Annotated in this window: 9 protein-coding genes; 8 read left to right on the forward strand and 1 reads right to left on the reverse strand. The window is 56.2% G+C overall.

Going from position 1 to position 19,073, the window contains the following annotated elements:
* Positions 1-8: 8 nt before the first annotated feature.
* The 5 genes from WFK85_RS21920 to WFK85_RS21940 all read left to right on the forward strand — a co-directional run bounded on the left by WFK85_RS21920 (position 9) and on the right by WFK85_RS21940 (position 2,936).
* Positions 9-1,121, forward strand: coding sequence for an acyltransferase family protein (locus tag WFK85_RS21920; RefSeq protein WP_336709644.1), 1,113 nt, complete (start codon positions 9-11; stop codon positions 1,119-1,121).
* A 178-nt stretch (positions 1,122-1,299) separates the two neighbouring features.
* Positions 1,300-1,704 carry a putative holin gene (locus WFK85_RS21925; RefSeq protein WP_336709646.1) on the forward strand — a complete coding sequence of 135 codons (405 nt, stop codon included), beginning with the start codon at positions 1,300-1,302 and terminating at the stop codon, positions 1,702-1,704.
* Positions 1,691-1,975 (forward strand): phage holin family protein, encoded by a 285-nt coding sequence (locus WFK85_RS21930; protein WP_336709647.1) that lies wholly within the window; start codon positions 1,691-1,693, stop codon positions 1,973-1,975. Before WFK85_RS21925 ends, WFK85_RS21930 begins: the two co-directional genes overlap by 14 nt.
* Complete coding sequence (locus WFK85_RS21935; protein ID WP_336709648.1) at positions 1,972-2,451, forward strand: lysozyme; 480 nt, start codon at positions 1,972-1,974, stop codon at positions 2,449-2,451. Before WFK85_RS21930 ends, WFK85_RS21935 begins: the two co-directional genes overlap by 4 nt.
* Positions 2,448-2,936 (forward strand): DUF2514 domain-containing protein, encoded by a 489-nt coding sequence (locus tag WFK85_RS21940; RefSeq protein ID WP_336709649.1) that lies wholly within the window; start codon positions 2,448-2,450, stop codon positions 2,934-2,936. Before WFK85_RS21935 ends, WFK85_RS21940 begins: the two co-directional genes overlap by 4 nt.
* Before the next feature lie 105 nt (positions 2,937-3,041).
* Here WFK85_RS21940 and WFK85_RS21945 read toward each other — a convergent pair whose 3' ends face one another.
* Positions 3,042-3,338, reverse strand: coding sequence for a YciI family protein (locus tag WFK85_RS21945; RefSeq protein WP_336709650.1), 297 nt, complete (start codon positions 3,336-3,338; stop codon positions 3,042-3,044).
* 215 nt (positions 3,339-3,553) lie between these two features.
* Here WFK85_RS21945 and tonB point away from each other — a divergent pair, with 215 nt between their 5' ends.
* From tonB to WFK85_RS21960, 3 genes are all read left to right on the forward strand, one after another.
* Positions 3,554-4,288, forward strand: a complete 735-nt coding sequence (tonB, locus tag WFK85_RS21950) for a TonB system transport protein TonB (RefSeq protein ID WP_336709651.1) — start codon at positions 3,554-3,556, stop codon at positions 4,286-4,288.
* A 285-nt stretch (positions 4,289-4,573) separates the two neighbouring features.
* Positions 4,574-6,235: a ShlB/FhaC/HecB family hemolysin secretion/activation protein gene (locus WFK85_RS21955; protein ID WP_336709655.1), complete on the forward strand. Its 1,662-nt coding sequence runs from the start codon at positions 4,574-4,576 to the stop codon at positions 6,233-6,235.
* Between the two features lie 9 nt (positions 6,236-6,244).
* On the forward strand, positions 6,245-19,073 hold a 12,829-nt coding region (locus WFK85_RS21960; protein WP_336821306.1), incomplete at its 3' end, for a hemagglutinin repeat-containing protein.

Raw genomic sequence — 19,073 nt, forward strand, 5'->3', positions numbered from 1 at the left:
GCAGTTATATGTCTAAAAAAATCAATATAATTCACAGTCTTACATCTCTTAGAAATTTTGCTGCCCTTGGTGTTTTTGTGAGCCATCTTGGGATTTTGTCGTTATCCACAATACCTCAGTTCAACGAGGCATCCCGTTACTTCTTTAACGGTTATGTTGGGGTGACATTCTTCTATATACTTTCAGGGTTTATTATTAACTACAGCTTCAAAAAAAACATAGCAAGTGGAGAGTTCAGTAAAAAAGATTTCATTGTCCACAGGCTGGCACGGTTGTTCCCTGTGCATTTAGTGTCATTGTTATGTGTGCTTTTTTTATTTGGATATACAGCAAACTTTGAGACCGTAAATAAAGAAGCATTGGTTTACAATTCACTATTGCTTCATGCTTTCATTCCAGACGTTAAGTATTACTTCTCTTTTAACCCTGTCTCATGGAGCATTTCATGTGAAATGTTCTTCTATGCTTGCTTCTGCTTGCTCGTAAAAGTAAAAACTAGATACCTTGTGTTTGTTTTGTTTGCTATTTTAGCAATTAACATCTACTCAATGATAAATCCATTATTTAACGTTACCCCTCATTGGCTGTTTTATATTAATCCATTCTTTAGAATTGGTGATTTTATAATTGGCGTTATCATTTGTAGAGTTTTCATAGATAACCCTGTGAAGCCAAAGGTTAGCGTATGCAGTGCTATGGAGGTTCTATCTTTGGCGTCCCTTGCATTGACTATTTACCTCGCAACAAATCATATCTCAAACATGAATGTTAAATATGATTTATTGTATATTCCATGCATGTCTTTCATAGTTATCGCGTTCTCATTTAATAACGGATTTATCTCTAGGATCCTGTCAGGAAAGTATTTTATTCTTCTTGGTGAAGCATCATTTTCATTCTATATGTTTCACTGGATGGTTATATCTAAGCTTATAGAAATAATTAATCCTGACAAAGATGATGCAATATCTGTTATTACGTATATTTTTGCGTGCCTGGCATTATCAATAGCTATTTCAATAGCTTCATTTAAATTCATTGAAATGCCAGCCAACAGACTGATTAGAGCAGCGTGGTCAAAATTATCTTCAAGGGAAAAGAAAGCCGAAAGCGTAGCCTGATGCACTAACATCAACACATAAATGATAGTCAGGATTCCTACCTCCCGACAGCAGAGCAAGCCCACTCCGGTGGGCTTTTTGTTGTACAGTATTGGTAATGTTTATCCATAAACGGTTTATTGTGTACTATATGATCACCAACTAAGGGGGTCTATATGCACATTGAACGGTGGCTGCTATGTCAGCATCCATAGCCAGCACGGCGCTTAACCAGACACTGGGTATCGCCGCGCTGGCGGCCTGGTTCGCAGGCGTTCCGCCAGAAGTCGCCCTTGGCGCGCTGGCCGGGGCTATTATCTTCGTAACATCAGCGGTCGAGTATCATATTCACCGGCGGCTACTCCTCGCAATATTCAGCTTCCTTTGCGGGCTTCTCTTCTTCAAACCCATTGCCTCTGTGCTTATCGGCGTGGCCAGCATCATACCGTCGATCACTTCCAGCTCGTTCGAGCGCGGTAGCGTAGACGCAGCTGGTGCTTTTGTGGCGGCCATTGTCGCCGTGCGTATCGGCACATGGATTTACCGACGTTCTGACAATCCGGGGCAGCTTATCCCAGGGGGAAAAGACGATGGTAAATCATGATCCGTGGACAACGTTTAACGCGCTTATATGCGCAGTGATAGCTATCCGCGTCCTCACCTTCCGACGAGGCGAATCCCGCCACCGGCGCTGGGGGGGGATCCTCGCTTACATCCTGATATTCATCTCGGCCAGTATCCCGGTGCGCACAGTGCTGGGCGACTACCCACAGGCCGACTGGTCAGAAGTCATCCTTAACGCCGTCATGATGGTTGCCGTGCTGCTGACGCGGGGCAACGTCGTGCAAATTTTCAAAGTTACGAGGTCACAATGAAGATTTCCCAGAACGGCCTGGCCGTCATCAAGTATTTCGAAAGTTGTTCTCTGACCGCTTATCCGGATCCCGGTACCGGCGGTGCCCCATGGACAATTGGCTGGGGGCATACCGGGCGTGATGTTGTGAAAGGTGTTGTCTGGACTCAGGCGCAGGCGGACGCAGCGCTACTGGCTGACCTGGACAAATTCGAGAAGGGCGTTTCCTCGCTGGTGTCTATCGAGCTAAAGCAAGGCCAGTTCGACGCATTAGTATGCTTCTCATTTAACGTCGGCCTGAAGGCGCTGGAGAATTCAACGCTGCTGGAGATGGTGAACAATAAACGCTTTGATCAGGCGCTGGCGCAGTTTTCCCGCTGGAACAAGTCCGGTGGTCGGCCGATGAAAGGGCTGACCCGGCGGCGCGCCGCTGAGTCATGGCTGTGGCGTGACGCCACCGGCTCAGAGGCAATCAAAAAAGGAGTCGCTGCTGCATGATATCCGCCATTCTCAAAGCCTACTGGAAACCATTGCTGGTGCTGGCGATCGCCGGGGCGCTGGTGGCTGGCGCTCGGTGGGCATGGGTTAGCCATGGTCAAGCCCAATACGCCTCAGGCTACGCCCAGGCAAAAGCAGAGCAGCGGCGGGCCGATGATGCAGCGAAGAAACAACGCGAACAGGAGAAAGCCAACAATGAACGTGACGCGCAGCAGCGCATTGATCAGGCGCGCAATGATGCTCTTGATGCTGCCAATCGTGCTGGCCGGTTGCAGCAGCAGATTGCCGCCATCAGGAAGCAGCTCGGAGAGTATAACGCCGCTGTCGGCGCTGGGCCGTCAGCCGGAGAAACCGGCGTTCTGCTCGCCGACGTGCTCAGCAAATCTCTCGAGCGAAACAGACAGCTGGCAGAATACGCTGACCGGGCAGCAGAAGCAGGGCGAGTCTGTGAACGGCAGTACGATTCGCTGACAGTCACCAGGTGAAAGAAGGGCACCTTAAAACATTGTGTACTTAAGTGTGCCCTTTTATTGTTTTGATTTGGTTTTAGCTATAATTAAATACAATTAAAACAATGTATTAAATTAAATCTAGAACACTTTCTTGTACGGTTTTACTTCAACTTTAGCGTACACGCCTGCGGCGATATACGGGTCTGCATCAGCCCAGGCTTTCGCCTCTTCCAGAGACACAAACTCGGCAATCACCGTGGAACCGGTAAAGCCGGCGCTGCCAGGATCGTTGCTGTCAACCGCCGGCATCGGGCCTGCGGTCAGCAGACGACCTTCGTCACGCAGCACCTGAAGGCGAGCCAGGTGGGCAGGGCGAACGGACAGGCGCTTTTCCAGTGAATCGGCAATATCTTGGGCATAAATGACGTACAGCACGGGCACACTTCCTTCTTGATGTTGGGTTGTAAACCACGGTAAGTGAACCTCGGGCAGACTGCAATTGAAAGATAAACAGGATGTTAAATCCTTGAGAAAATAGCGGGAAACTCGCGCAGACAGCAGGAAAAAGTGCGCCTTTGGGCAATGCGTTGTTGAATATGATTGTTATTTGCATTTAAAATTGTCGTCTCTTGAAAGACACTGAAACCATTATGACGTCAATGACCCTGGAATTACCTCGCCGCTTTCCGTGGCCGACTCTTCTCTCCGTCGGGATTCATGGTGCCGTTGTGGCCGGGTTGCTCTACACCTCGGTACATCAGGTTATTGAGTCCCCAGCACCTTCGCAGCCGATCAGCGTCACGATGGTTGCGCCTGCTGATCTTGAGCCTCCTCAGCCTCAGGTTGTTCAGCCTCCGCCACAGCCGGTCGCGGAACCCGAACCGGAGCCAGAGCCGATACCCGAGCCGCCGAAAGAGGCGCCCGTTGTTATTCACAAGCCTGAGCCTAAGCCAAAACCGAAGCCTAAACCGGTGAAAAAGGTTGAGCAGCCGAAGCGAGACGTTAAGCCGGTTGAGCCTCGTCAGACTTCTCCGTTTGAAAACAATGCGCCCGTGCAGCCTGCGCCAACGGCAGCGGCGAAACCAGCTCCTGCATCGCCTGCACCATCGGTGAACACCGGGCCGCGAGCGATCAGCCGCGACAGGCCGCAGTACCCTACGCGAGCTTTTGCATTGCGCATGGACGGCAACGTTCGCGTGAAGTTTGATGTCGATGCCGATGGCCGGGTGAATAACGTTGAGATCCTCTCCGCCCAGCCTGCAAACATGTTTGAACGTGAAGTTAAGCAGGCGATGAAGAAGTGGCGCTATGAGAGCGGGAAGCCAGGGCAGGGCATTACCGTCAACATTAAATTCCGCATTAGCGGCGGCGCAAGCATGGATTAATAATCATCACCCACCTTTTAAAAAAGCCACGTATGAGAATACGTGGCTTTTTTATTTCGTGACCTGTTTTGCCTAATGTTGCAGGACAATTATTGTTTAAATATTCATCAGTTAAACGATTCCAGAAAAATAATAAATGAGTTATTTCATTCCTTATCTTAAATTCAATAATCAAACTTAAGGTAAATTAACTACTAATATTAATAGGGTGTTTATTTAAGACTTTTCTTATTTATTGCTGCGCTGGCATACTAAAAGGAAATGACAAAAATAGACTCTTCCTTTATGCGCCATTATTATAAGGCCGCCTTTTTGTGCGTGCTTTTTTACTCCGAATTAAACTATGCTGCGCCGCTGACGCCTGCCGACCGGGACACTATTCTCCAGCAGCAGCAGGATTTGCTGTTGCAGAACAGGCAGCAGCGAGAGGAGATCCAGCGTAGCCTCCAGCCCCGACTGGCAAGCCCTGTGGCCCAACCTGACCAGGGACCCTGCTTCACCATTCGCCATATTGATATTGAAAATGCCACGCTGCTTTCCGACCCGGCCCGGAATCGCCTAATTACGCCCTATATTGATCGCTGCCTCGGCATGGCGAAGATCAATCAGCTAACCCGGGATATATCTGACTGGTATATTAGCCGCGGATATATCACCAGCCGGGCATTTTTGACCGAGCAGGATCTTTCGGGGGGAACGCTGCATATTGCCGTGCTGGAGGGCAGGCTGCAGGCTATTCGTATTGAAGGGGCTCCTTCACGCCAGCTAAAAATGGCGTTTCCGGGACTGGAAGGGAAAATACTTAACCTGCGCGATATTGAGCAGGGGATGGAGCAAATAAACCGGTTACGCACCACGCCGGTACAAATTGAAATATTACCGGGCGAGAAGGCCGGGGAATCAATTGTCAATCTCACGGCCACGCCTGAATTTCCATTTTCCGCAGCCGTCGGGTTTGATAACAGCGGGCAAAAAAGCACCGGCACCGGGCAGCTCACCGCCTCGCTGACCGCCAATAATCCGCTGGGGCTGGCTGATAAATGGTTTATCAGCGGTGGGCGCAGCAGCGATTTTGCCAGCGACCATGATGCCCAAAGCTTTCAGGCCGGGGTCAACGTGCCATGGGGTTATAGCCTCGTTGATTACAGCTACAGCTGGAGCGACTACCTCACCACCCTGGATAACAAAGGTTATCTGTGGCGTTCGACCGGGCGAGCCGAAACGCATCGCCTGAACTTCTCCCGCGTGCTTTACCGAAACGGTGACTTAAAAACCGCCGCCTCCATCGGCCTGACTCACCGTATTAGCCGCAACTACCTGAACGATGCGCCGTTGCTTAGCAGCAGCCGGAAGCTCACCAGCCTGCAGTTCGGCCTTAACCACACGCAGAAAATCGCAGGCGGCGTGGCAACTCTGAACCCGTCATTCAGCCACGGCGTGCCGTGGTTTGGGGCCGAAAACGATAACGGCAAGCGGGGCGATGTGCCAAAAGCCGAATTCAAAAAATGGAGCCTGAGCGGCAGTTTTCAGCGTCCGCTGACGCAAAAAATTTGGTGGTTAACCAGCGTCTACGGCCAATGGTCGCCCGATCGACTTTACGGCAGCGAGCGCTTAACGATAGGCGGTGAAAGCTCCGTGCGCGGCTTTAAAGAGCAATACCTTTCCGGCGATAACGGGGGCTATCTTCGCAACGAACTGAACTATGCCCTGTTCAGCTTCCCTTATCTGGGCGAAGTCAGCCTGAACGCTGCCGTAGATGGCGGTTGGCTGCGCAATGACAACGAAGACAGGCAGGCATCCGGCACGCTTTGGGGTGCCTCCGCTGGCCTCACTGTCGCCGGGCGTTTCTACTCCAGCCAGTTCACCGTTGGCACGCCACTTCACTATCCGGGCTATCTGGCACCGGATCATCTCGTGATTTATTACCGCCTGGGCCTGGCGATTTAAGGTAAAAATATGGATAAGCACCCGGTTGGATTAGCGCCGCGCCTGTTAAGTTACCTCATCATCTGCCTGATTGCCGGGCAGCCGGTCTTTCCGGCGGTGGCGGCGACCATCAACCCGGTCACGCCGGGTACGCAGATGGATCAGGCCGGAAACGGCGTCCCGGTAGTTAACATCGCCACGCCCAACCAGGCGGGTATTTCCCATAACCAGTTCCAGGACTATAACGTCGGAAAAGAGGGGCTGATCCTTAACAACACCACCGGGCAGATGACGCAAACTCAGCTCGGGGGGATTATTCAGAACAACCCTAACCTTCGGGCCGGCCAGGAAGCGACCGGCATCATCAATGAAGTCATCGGCGGCAATCGCTCACAGCTGCAGGGTTATACCGAAGTGGCGGGCAAGGCGGCCAACGTGATGGTCGCTAACCCCTACGGCATTACCTGTAACGGCTGTGGATTTATCAATACCCCCAATGCCACGCTGACCACGGGCAAACCTCAGTTTGATGCGGCAGGTAACCTGCTGGCGCTGGATGTCAGCAAAGGCACCATCACGGTTGAAGGCCAGGGCCTCGATGCCAGCAAAACCGACGCGCTGTCGATCATTGCCCGGGCAACGGAAGTCAACGCCGGTATTCACGCCAAAGATCTTAAGGTGACCGTGGGCGCCAACCGCGTTTCATCCACGGGCGTGGTCACGCCGATAGCCGGAGAAGGTGCCGCGCCCGTGGTTGCCGTGGATACCGGCGCGCTGGGCGGCATGTATGCCAATCGTATTCACCTTGTTTCCAGTGACAAAGGCGTGGGCGTCAACCTGGGGAACCTGAACGCGCGCCAGGGCGACATCACCCTGGATGCCAGCGGCAAGCTGGTGGTGAATAACAGCCTTGCAAGCGGGAGTCTCTCGGCTCAGGCGGATAGCGTCGTGCTGAGCGGCGAGCATAAAAGTGGGGGCGCAACGCAGGTTAATAGCCGCTCTGACATCACCGTCGCCAACGGTAAGTTAGCCAGCGATAGGGACATCACGCTGAACGGCAGCGGAAAACTGGCCCTGAACAACGGCCAGCTCACCGCAGGCAATGACATTGCTCTCAATGCCGGGGCGGTAAGTATGGACGCGGCCAGCGAGGCCAACGCGGGCGGCGCGATCCGGGCCAGCGTGGGGGCAGGCATGGGCAATGCCGGGAAGCTGACGGCGGGGCGAGACATTGCTTTATCCGCTGGCCAGGTAAGCAACAGCGGCCAGATTACGGCCAACGGGGACCTGAACGCCAGAGCCGGCAGCCTCAACAACAGCGGGAACGTACAGGCACAGCGCAATATCCAGCTCGACCTCGGTTCGTTCACGCACAGCGGCCAGATGCTGGCCGGGGCAGGACTCACGGCCACGACCGGGGATGCCTGGATAGACGGCATGTTGAGCAGCGGCACCGACCAGGCGTGGACCAGTCGCAACACCTTCAATATTGGCCGAAATGGTCAACTTCTGGGCAGCGGCAATCTTGCGCTTCAGTCCGGAACGTTCAGTAATGCGGGGACGGTTAACGGCAAGCAGGATGTGACGTTAAGCAGTCAGCAGTTTTACGGCCAACAGGGAAGCTCTCTGGCAAGCGGGGGCAACCTTGAGCTGGTTACTCAGCAGCTACAAAGCGCCGGGCAAATCACCTCGCAAAAAGATCTGACGTTCAAGGGTGAGCGATTTGATACCCTGGCCGGCGGGCAATTGCAATCTGAAGGCAATATGCTGCTGCAGGCTAATAATAGCCTCACGCTGAGCGGCACGCAGGCCGCAAAAGGTGCGCTCGTGATTAACACCGGCACACTGACACACAGCGGAAGCACCCAAGGTAATACCGTTACGCTTGGCGCCCGTCAGATCGACACCAGCGGAAATATTCAGGCTGATGGCGCAATGTGGCTCACCGCAGACAATATTGTGCAACAGGCCGGTGGTGCCCTGCTGGCGCAAAAAAACTTACAGCTTAATGCGCTGAACTTTACCAACCGGGGCTCGCTGGACAGCGATGCGCTGACGCTGGCTATTGCCGGGAATATTGACAACCAGACAAGCGGAAAAATCACCGCTCGCAATGGCCTGAACAGTACCTCCGATAGCTTTAACAACGCTGGGCAGGTAGCGGCCTCCGCGCTTGACGTCACTGCGCAGACCGCCCTGACCAACACCGGCAGCCTGCTGGCTGAGAAAAACCTGAATGCAACGGCAGCGCAGCTAAAAAACACCGGCCAGCTTGAGGCGGCCTCTCTCGCGCTGCATGGCACCACGCTAGACAACGGCGGCCTGATTCAGGGCGGTCAGCATCTCACGTTAACGGCCGCGGACCTGGCTAACCGAAGCGGCGGCAAAATCATCAGCGGCAGCGGCCTGGCGCTCAGCATCCCGCAGCTCACCAATGCAGGCCTGATTTCCGTTCAGCAGGGGCTGGCCATTGATAGCCTGACGCTGGTTAACAGCGGGAATATTGAATCTCAGGCGATGACGCTGAAAGCGGGCCAGCAGGTAGACAACCAGGCCAGTGGAGCACTGCTGGCGAAAGATGCGCTCTCGCTCTCGGCTGGCAGCTTCAATAACGCCGGGAGCCTGCAGGGAAAAAATCTCGCTATCGGCGCGGGGCAATGGAATAACAGCGGACTGACCCGCGGAAGCGAGAGCTTAACGGCCAGCGTTAGCGGGGAGCTGAATAACGGCTCACAAGGGAAAATCATCGTCGGCCAGCCGGACGCTCTGGGCGTCATCGCCGGCGGTCAGTTTAATCTCAACGCCGGGAGCGTGACCAACGAAGGCTGGCTGCAAAGCGGCGGCGGGGCGAACGTGACCGTTCAGGCCCTGGTGAACGCGGGGGTGATTTCCGCTAACCAGGGCGCAACCCTCGAAGGGCTGACGCTCGATAACCGGGGCCGCATTGAAGCGCAGGATCTTCAGCTAAAACTGCGTGACAAAGTGAATAACTTTGCTGGCGCCGTGCTGGTGGCAAAACGCAACCTGCAGCTTTCTGCTCCTGAGTTAGATAACGCCGGCCAGTTAATTGCCGACAGTACCGTTCTGGATGTGCAAAACGTCGCTAACACGGGCTTGCTGCAAGGGGATTCCGCGCTCAAAGCCACGGGCGACACCTTCAACAATGCCACGGGGGGCACCGTGCTGGCAGAAAGGGAGCTGACGCTTGCCGCTCGCCAGATGACCAATGCGGGAGAGATTCAGGCCGACAGCGCGACGCTCAATACCGGCCAGATGACCAACAGCGGCAAGCTGCTTGGCTTGTCCATCCTCAACCTGACCGCGACTGATAACCTGGCCAATACCGGTAAAATCCTCGGCAAAGACAAACTCGTACTGACCAGCGGCAGCCTCGAAAACCAGGGCACGCTGGCGGCGTCTGATCTCAGCGTCGACAGCCAGCGTAACGTCAACGGCGGCCTGTTGCAGGGCGAAAAATCGCTGCGTCTGGGTGCCACGGTGCTGAACAACCTCGCGCAGGGGAAAATTATCAGCGGCAGCGGGTTGTCGTTGTCTATTCCTGAGCTGAACAACGCCGGGCTGATTTCGGTAGCGCAAGGGCTGACGATCGACGGGGTCAATCTCAGCAACCGCGGGAACATTGAAGCCAGCGATCTGAACCTGGGGCTGACGCAAGGGCTGGATAACCAGGCCAGCGGCGTGCTTCTCGCCGACAACACGCTCTCGGTGACAACGGCCAAAGGCAGTAACACCGGGAAACTGATTGCCAACAATACAACCCTGACGGTTGATGACCTGACCAATAACGGATTGCTCCAGGGTAACCAGGCCATTAGCTCCCGGGGCAAGACGCTGACTAACGGTGGTCCAGGCCAGCTATTAAGTGACGGAAACATTGCCGTGAATGCTGCGCGTCTGGATAACGCCGGCCGACTGCAGGGGAGAAATATTACGCTCACCGGCGGGCAAAACGGCGGTGAAAATACAGGGCAGATCCTTGGCCGCGACGCGCTGAATATTTTATTCGGCGGGGCGTTCAACAACGGCGGCCGGCTGATTAGCCAGAACACTCTCGGCCTGACGACCGGGCCACTCAGCAATACCGGCATTATTGCGGCCTCTACCCTGAATATAGATGCCGGATCAGCCCAGGCAAACAATAGTGGCTTGATTCAGGCCGACGGCAAACTCACCTTCACCGCCGCTGCCTTGCAAAATGATAAAGGGGCAACGGTGGCCGCGGGCGATGGCGTCACTTTGACCCTGCCGGTGTTAAATAATGCAGGCAGCATTTCTGCAGTCAAACACCTCCAGCTCAACGGGGGACGTTTAGATAACCTCGGCGCCATCGACGCCCAAAATCTGGATTTCGACCTGAGCGGGCAGTTAAATAATCTGGCCGGAGCCTCACTGCTGGCGGACAACCGGCTGGCAATGACCGCTCACGGCTGGACTAACGCCGGGCAAATTATCGGTGACAACGTCACGTTATCTGCTCTGCAGGGGCAAAACGATGGCCTGCTGCAGGGCGACAGCAGTTTGAAGCTCAACGCCACTCAGTTTGGCAACGGCGCGGCAGGCAAAGTGCTGACCGGAGGCTGGCTTGATCTTCGCGGCGGCCAGTGGAACAACAACGGGCTGCTTCAGGGGCAAACCCTGACGCTACAAGGCGGCGATCTGAGTAACATCGGGTCGCTGTCCGGCAAAGACAGGCTGTCGATTAACACCGATAAATCGGTCACTAACGACGGGCAGATGCTGAGTCAGGGAGAGCTGCAGCTTTCCACCGGCCAGCTGGATAATAATGGCGTGCTGGCCGCGACAAAGGTCGGTGTTCGGGCCGACACGCTTAATAACCGGGGAACGCTGCAGAGCAACAGCGGGTTGGATCTCCACAGTGCCGTTGTGACAAACAGCGGCACGCTGCTGGCTAAGCAGGGGCTGAATATCACCGGCACCAGCCTCGACAACGGCGGTATCGTTCAGGGGGACACGCTCACTCTTGCCTTGCAAAACGGGCTAACCAACCAGGTGACAGGGAAACTGCTGGCAACCGGCACGCTTGATTTCAGTGGAGAGTCGCTGAGCAATAGCGGTGCGGTGGCAGCGGATAACGCGCGCCTGGCGGTAAACATTTTCAATAACGGTGGGCTGGTGCAGGGCAATAATGGCCTGTCGCTGTCCGGTGCAGGGGCAAATCGCCCTCAGACCATGCTGCTGAGAAGTTTTGCCGCAGCGCCACCTCCGGCCGTTCGTGTCCTGAATAACCTGAGCGGCGGGAAGCTGCTGAGCGGCGGCCAGCTCGACATTGCCGCTAATGATGTGAGCAACGCTGGCACCGTTCAGGCCCGCGACAATCTGACCTTCACCGCAGGGAGCCTGAATAATCAGGGTACACTTTCGGCGGGCAGTTTAGCGCTCGATATCGCCGGACAGTTGAATAACCAAAGCGGCGGCAAATTACTGGCGGCAGATACGCTGCAAGGCCTGAGCGAAACCCTGGCTAACGGCGGCGTGATTGCCGCAGGCAAGCTCGAACTCGGCAGCAACCGCATCGATAACCAGGGCGTGCTCCAGGGCGACACTGCGCTGGCGCTGAATACTCCGCAGCTCAACAATCTGGCCGACGGGCAGATCGTGAGCGGCAGCTCGCTGAACCTGACCATTCCGCAGATGGTCAACCTGGGCCTGATCTCCGTGAAGGAGGCGCTTACGCTGTCAGGCGCGAGCCTGGATAACCAGGGCATGCTGCAGGGCGGCAGCCTGGCGCTGAACTTTACCGACAACATCCTCAACCGCAACGCGGCCAAACTGCTGGCAGAGAAAGGTCTGTCTCTGCAAACGGCCAATCTTAACAATCAGGGCACGCTGGCAGGTGACACCGCAGAGATAACGACCAATACCCTGAACAACGCAGGCTTGCTGCAGGGCAATACGGCGCTGACGCTGGCCTCGGATACGCCATCCACGCTGACAGTCACGAACCAGAATAACGGGAGAATACTGACCGGCGGGACGCTGGCGCTTAACCTGTCGACGCTCGCCAATCAGGGAACCCTGCTGGCTCAGCAGGGAATGACCGTCCATGCCGATACCGTGGACAACCAGGGCACGATGCAGGGGCAAGATCTGACGGTTAACGCTTCCACGGTGAATAACTTATCCGGCGGCAGAATGCTCACGGGGGGGCAGCTGGCGCTTAATGGCCAACAGATCGCCAATGCCGGCATTATGCAGGGCCAGACCCTGGGCGTGAAAGCGACTGACTGGGACAATAGCGGCAGCGCGCTCGGCCTCAACGGGCTGACGGCCCAGGTTGATAACCACCTGACCAATGGCGGGCGTTTGCTCAGCCAGGGCGTGAGCCAGGTAACCGCCGGAACGTTAACCAACACCGGCGCAGTGTTGAGCGAGGGGGACTTAACGCTCAGCGGCGGCGCGCTGCTGAACCGCGGCAATATTCAGGGCAGCAATCTCACGGCCAACAACGGGGCGATAGACAACGCGGGTTCGGTAATTGGCCTGAAATCACTGACCCTGCAGCCTCAGCAGGACATCAACAACCGGCTGGGTGGCGCCATGCAAACCCAGGGCGCCATGCTGGTGTCCGGGCAGAACGTCACCAACGGCGGCCTGTGGCAGGCGCAGTACCTGAAGCTGAACGCTCTGCAACTGCAAAATAACGGCACGCTGCAAAGCACCGGCAACCTCGATCTGGCGCTGGCGTCCGGCCTGACGAATAGCGGCTCAATAACGGCCAATAACGCGGCCACCGTCACGGCGCCGGGGATAACAAACCAGGGGCAGATCCAGGCCAAAAATGTCGCGCTCAGCGGCAATTCACTCAATAATGGCGGCACTATCAGCGGCGTTGACGGCCTGGGACTCTCGCTGGGCGGTAACCTGGACGTGCAAAGCGGCGCGAAACTGCTGACCAATGGCTTGCTGACCGTTGGGGCCAATATCATCACCAACCTCGGCCACGTTCAGGGCAACGCAGTGACGCTCAATGCTGAAGCACTGAATAACCAGGGGCGAATGGAAGCGGCCACCGCGCTGAACGGCACGCTGCACGGCAATCTTGATAATGGGCAGAATGCGGTCTTGCTCAGCCAGGGCACCTTCGATCTCGGCGCGCAGCAGCTAAGCAATAGCGGCACGCTGCAGGGCAACGGCAATACCCGGATCGATCTGCGTGAGCGCGGCAACAACCAGGGGCAGCTCCTTAGCGGCGGTCTGCTTACGCTCAACACGCCTGGGTTTACCAACGGCGGCTGGGTTCAGGGCTTCGCACTTACGCTGAATGCGGGCTCGCTCAACAACGGCGGAACGGTACTGGCGCAGCAGCAGGGGACGATCGGCGGCAGCTATATCCTGAATAATGGCATGCTGCAGGGGGGCAATTTAACCGTTAACCCAGGGCAACTGGACAACAACGGCACCGTGTATGCCACACAGAACCTGGGCATCACGGCCAGCCAGGTTAACAGCGCTGCCGGGGCGCGGCTGCTTAGCCAGGGCAATATGGGGATCAACGCCGGGAATACCAGCCTGCAGGGGCAGGTCGCGGCGCTGGGCAACCTGTCGCTCAACAGCCAGGGCAGCTACAACCAGCTGACCACGCTGGCGGCTGGCAATACGCTGGCGGTCAGCAGTCAGGGCGATATTAACGTCAATGGCCTGCTACAGGGCCAGGGCGTGCAGCTCTCTGCCGCAGGCACGTTGAATAATAACGGGCAGGTCCGGGCGGGCTACGGCGAAAGCCACCTCAATGCCGGGCAGCTGAATCTGAACGGCGCAGGTAGCGTGCAGGCGGGTGGGGCGCTGCGCCTGACCAGCCAGAACGGCATCAACAACGCGGGCTTCGTCGGCACCGCCGGTGATTTAATTGCCAGCGCGGGCGGGACGCTGCTCAACAGCGCCCTGCTGTATGCGGGCAATAACATGAGTCTGTTTGCCAACAGCATTCGCAACTATCGCGGCGATATTCTGGCGGGCAACAGCCTGTGGATGCAGCGTGATGCGGCGGGCAATGTCAACGCCGAAGTGGTGAACACCTCCGGAAGTATTGAAACGCAGAATGGTGATATTTCTATTCGTACCTTGCATTTATTGAATACCCGCGATGGCCTTAGTATTCAGCAAACTACAACAAATAATTCGACTGTGGCGGGTATTGGGAGTGCTTCCATTTTTGTTAAACCAGAGCAATTACCTGGCGGCGCAATGGGGTATTTTACTACTGATGAGGTTGTTCAAGTTGGTTCATGTAATGGCCACGGGGCGTGTAATTACGTGCACCACACATATTACCATTATGCCCCCTTCAAAGATTTTGCTACGCAAAAATTCGCAGTTTCACAAACAAATATAACTGTTGCTACAAATGGTGGAAGCGGCAGGATTGCTGCTGCGGGTAGCATTAACGGTAGTGTTGATAATCTCGAAAACCAGGCGAGTAATATTCTTGCGGGTAGCAATATTATATTCACCGGAACACAGTTAAATAACCAAAGCTGGCAGGCAGGCACAAACTACGACTTTTTAGTTTACCAATACGCCGATCCTGGTACGCGTAAGCCTCGATTTGCGAATATTAAAGAGGCTCCGCTTGGCGCCGAAATAAAGGGTAATGGTGCGCAATTTAACCTCACTGGGCATGATACTCAGTATGAGCCGGGTGAAATTTATCGTTCGGTCATTCAGGCCGGAGGCGCAGTCGTCGCCAACTTTAGCAACAATATCAGCAATACCTCTGTCTCAGCCAATACCCCTGGCTATACCCCAGGACGAAGTGCTCCGGGGCTTAATTTAGCCGGTGGTCCTGGTGTAACTGGCGGCGCGCAGGCCACCGATCTAAAGACGGGCACCAATAATACTGTGACCGCACCGCAGGCAACGATCAATTTGTCTGGAACCGGGATTGGTAACATCGAAAACCCAATCGGAAGCGGCGGATTAGCCGCCGTGAATAGTCGGCCGCAGAATGGCGCGGACTATGGTCAGGCCGGCGGTAAGATCGCCGATGTCAACCTAGGCCAGCAGGGCGGGCCTGATATTGATTTAGCGGGCAACGCGACGGGACTGGCGGATTCGAAGGCGAATGGTGGCAATCTAACGCCTGTAAACGGTGAGACCGTTGAGCTGACCAAACAGCAATCGGGCGAGCCCTCTCGTCATAAAAATGATGATATTGCCGCCGCTGCCGCTCAGGTGATAGCGCAATCCAGCGGGGGGAAAACACCGCCGCCAGGGTATGATTATCGCCCCATTGAACTGACGAACATCTCGGATATTACCTCGAAGCTGACGGCCAGCGGGTCGCCAGTTAAGCTCAGCGATTATCCGCTGCCTGCCAGCGATAACGGCTATTTTGTCGCGAATAAAGATCCGAAAAGCCCGTATCTGATCGTCACCAATCCCAAGCTGGATAGTCTTGGACAGCTGGACAACAGCCTGTTTAACGATATCTATAAGCTTGCCGGGATGGCCGGACCAACCGCACCGCTGGAAACGCGCGCCACTTATACCGATACCAATAAATTCCTCGGCTCGGATTATTTCCTGGCTCGACTGAACCTGCGCCCGGACTATGACTACCGCTTCCTCGGAGATGCGGCCTTTGATACCCGCTATGTCAGTAATCAGATCCTGAATCAGACCGGCAGCCGCTACGTGAACGGCGTCGGCTCCGATCTGGAGCAGATGCAGTACCTGATTGACCATGCCGCTCAGGCCCGGGACAAACTGGGTCTTAAACTGGGCGTCAGCCTGTCTGCCGATCAGGTCGCGGCCCTCGACTCCAGCATCCTGTGGTGGGAGAACACGGTGATCGACGGGCAAAATGTCCTCGTGCCTAAACTGTATATCTCGCCGAAGGACGTTGCGGTGAATAACGGCAGCGTCATCGCCGGGAATCAGGTGATCCTCAACGCAGGTAATATCACCAACGATGGAAGCACGCTGCAGGGCAAAGCGCTGCTGAGCGCCAGCAGCCAGAACGCCATCAGCAATATTAACGGCGGGGCCATTAACTCGGGCGGCAGCCTGCAGCTCAGCGCCCTGGGGGATATCAACAACATTGGCTCCACCATCGCCGGCCAGAAAGTCAGCCTTGAGAGCGTGGGCGGCAGCATCATTAACCAGACGCTGACCAGCCAATGGAATGCCTCCGGCAAAACCGGCGGCTGGAATGGGATGGATGTGGCCTTCACTCAAACTGACCTGGGCCCACTCGCTTCCATTACCGCCGCCGACGGCCTGAGCCTCAGCGCCGGCAAAGACATCCTCAATACCGGGGCTAACCTCAGCGCCGGCGGCGATATGCTGCTCAAGGCGCTGGATAATATTGCTCTCACCGGCAACCAGCTTGTGGAGCGCGACCAGCGCGGCCGCAACATCAATGAATCCATCACCAGCCAGGGCAGCAGCGTCAACAGCGGGGGGAATCTGAGCCTGCAGGCCGGGCGCGATCTGTCCGTTACCGGCAGCAACCTCAATGCCGGTGGCAGCGCCGCGCTATGGGCAGGGAACGACCTGACGCTGGACGTGGCGAAGAACAGCCGCCATAGCCAGACCAGCAATATGGACATCCTCGATACCAGCAATACCCGCACGACCATTAGCGCCGGGAAGGATCTCTCCCTGGCGGCAGGGCGAGACCTGAACAGCATGGGTGCGGCGCTGGCAGCACAGGACAGCGTAGGGCTACATGCCGGGCGGGACGTTAACTTAGATGCGGCGGAATCTACCCACAGCGATAAGTACACCGCGAAGAAAAAAGTCGATATCAACGAATCCGTGCGCCAGCAGGGCACGGAGATCGCCAGCGGCGGAAACACCACAATTATTGCCGGGCGCGATGTTAACACCGAGGCCGCGCAGGTGACGGCCCACGGGGATATCGGCGTGGGCGCAGGGCGGGATATCAACCTGACCACGGCCACCGAGAGCGACTACCACTACGACGAAGAAACCAAAACCAAAAAAGGTTTCCTCAGCAGCAAAACCACGCACACCATCAATGAAACCAGCTCGACCCGCGAAGCCGGAACGCTGCTGAGCGGCGATAACGTGACGCTGAAAGCCGGTAACGATCTGCTGGTGAAAGGCTCGTCCGTGGTAGGCGACGGGAATGTGGCGCTGAACGCGGGTAATAACGTCGATATCGTGGCCGCGACGGACACAGACACGGCCTGGCATTTTAAGGAGACCAAAAAGAGCGGCCTGATGGGCACCGGCGGCATCGGTTTTACCCTCGGCAGCAGCAAAAGTACCCACGATCTGCGTGAGCAAGGCACCACCCAGAGCCAGAGCATCAGCACTGTGGGATCAACCGCCGGCAACGTCAGCGTGAACGCCGGGGGAACGGCGCATATTGGCGGCGCCGATCTGGTCGCAAGTAAGGACCTGTCGGTCTCAGGCGATAACGTTCTCATTGAGCCGGGGCACGACAAACGTACCCGAGATGAGAAATTTGAGCAGAAGAGCACCGGGCTGACCGTGGCGCTTTCCGGGGCGGTGGGAGACGCGGTCAACAGCGCGGTAGAGACCGCGCAAACAACCAAAAATGAAAGTGACGGCAGACTGGCTGCCCTGCAGGCCACGAAAACGGCGCTGGCCGGGGGCCAGGCCTATCTGAACGACCAGAAAGCGGGGGCAGACAAAGATCCTGACAACGGCATTCGGGTAAGCGTCTCTCTGACCACGCAAAAATCGAAATCTGAGCAGCACGCCGAGTCGGACGTAGTGAAAGGCTCGACCCTGACGGCCGGGAATGATCTGAGCATCACCGCCACCGGAAAAGGAAACAGTGCGGACAGCGGCAATATCCTGATTGGCGGCAGCCAGCTTAAAGCGGGCGGCGATACATCGCTTTCTGCGAGCCAGGATATTGTCCTGGGCGGGGCGGCCAATACGCAGCTGACGACCGGCAAAAACAGCAGCAGCGGCGGCGGGATTGGAGTTGGTTTCGGCGTGAACAGCGGTTCAGCGGGGCTGAGCGTCTTTGCCAACGTCAACTCCGCCAACGGCAAGGACAAAGGGAACGGCACCAGCTGGACGGAAACCACGCTCGACAGCGGCGGCGCGTTGTCGCTCACCAGCGGCCGGGACGCCATTCTGAACGGGGCCCAGGTCAACGGCGATAAAGTTGTCGCCGACATTGGCCGGGACCTGCTGATCGGCAGCCAGCAGGACTCGAACAACTACGACAGCAAGCAAACCAGCATGGCCGCAGGGGGCAGCTACACCTGGGGCACCAACCCGGGCGCATCCGGTTATGTCAGTCTCAGCCAGGACAAGATGAAGAGCACCTATGACTCGGTGCTGGAGCAAAGCGGTATTTTTGCCGGAAACGGCGGCTTTGACATTACCGTGGGCAACCATACCCAGCTTAACGGGGCGGTGATAGCCAGCCGGGCCGGGGCGGATAAAAACAGCCTCGATACCGGGACGCTGGGCTTCACTGATATCAGCAATAAAGCCGACTACAGCGTCAGCCATAGCGGAGTGAGCCTGTCCGGCGGGACTAATATATCTGCCGGATCAATGCTGGCCGCTAACGGCCTCGCGAACGTTGGTACGCTGCTGGCCGGGATGAACGGGAAAGGCCACGCCGAAGGCACCACGCAATCCGCCGTGGCAGATGGTAGTATCACCGTGCGTGACAAGGCGAATCAGCAGCAGGACGTTGCCACGCTGAGCCGCGACACCGACCATGCCAACGGCAGTATCGGGCAGATCTTTAACAAAGAGGAAGAGCAAAAACGCCTGCAGACGGCGCAGCTGGTGGGTGAGATCGGCGGCCAGATGACCGGCGTGGTGGCCACCTATGGCGATCTGCAGGCGCTGGATGCCG

It is taken from the genome of Cedecea sp. VD22, from assembly GCF_037150195.1.
Taxonomy (GTDB): Bacteria; Pseudomonadota; Gammaproteobacteria; order Enterobacterales; family Enterobacteriaceae; genus Cedecea.

Coding starts and splice junctions, on each gene's coding strand:
- WFK85_RS21920 (WP_336709644.1), top strand. CDS start 9: ATGTCTAAAAAAATCAATATAATTCACAGTCTTACATCTCTTAGAAAT.
- WFK85_RS21925 (WP_336709646.1), top strand. CDS start 1,300: ATGTCAGCATCCATAGCCAGCACGGCGCTTAACCAGACACTGGGTATC.
- WFK85_RS21940 (WP_336709649.1), top strand. CDS start 2,448: ATGATATCCGCCATTCTCAAAGCCTACTGGAAACCATTGCTGGTGCTG.
- WFK85_RS21930 (WP_336709647.1), top strand. CDS start 1,691: ATGGTAAATCATGATCCGTGGACAACGTTTAACGCGCTTATATGCGCA.
- WFK85_RS21955 (WP_336709655.1), top strand. CDS start 4,574: ATGCGCCATTATTATAAGGCCGCCTTTTTGTGCGTGCTTTTTTACTCC.
- tonB (WP_336709651.1), top strand. CDS start 3,554: ATGACGTCAATGACCCTGGAATTACCTCGCCGCTTTCCGTGGCCGACT.
- WFK85_RS21935 (WP_336709648.1), top strand. CDS start 1,972: ATGAAGATTTCCCAGAACGGCCTGGCCGTCATCAAGTATTTCGAAAGT.